Genomic DNA, 398 nt, shown 5'->3' on the forward strand with positions numbered 1-398 from the left:
CGGCTCGATCGTGTCGGCCGCAAATTCAGGATCGGCTGCCAGTTCCTGGCCTATCTTCTTGATGAGCTTGCGCGCCAGGTCCACGTCGGAATCATAGGTCACGCCGATCGTGATCTTGTCGATCACCCAGTCCCTGCTCATGTTCTGGACCGCCCCGAGCTCACCGAACGGGACGGTATAGATGGGGCCGCGATGATGACGCAGACGCACCGAACGCAGGCTGAAGGATTCGACCGTGCCTTTGTAGCTGCCGCTCTGGATGTATTCACCGACCCGGAAGGCGTCGTCCATCATGTAGAACACGCCGCTCAGCACGTCCTTGACCAGGGTCTGCGAGCCGAAGCCGATGGCGATGCCGAAGATGCCGGCGCCGGCAATCAGCGGGAGTATCTGCACCC

At 61.3% G+C, this 398-nt stretch carries 1 protein-coding gene; it reads right to left on the reverse strand.

The genetic code is table 11. The annotated features are described in order from the left end of the window. On the reverse strand, positions 1-398 hold a 398-nt coding region (locus EOA19_RS35080; RefSeq protein WP_164893142.1), incomplete at both ends, for a mechanosensitive ion channel family protein.

The organism is Mesorhizobium sp. M7A.F.Ca.US.010.02.1.1, from assembly GCF_004023085.1.
Classification (GTDB): Bacteria; Pseudomonadota; Alphaproteobacteria; order Rhizobiales; family Rhizobiaceae; genus Mesorhizobium.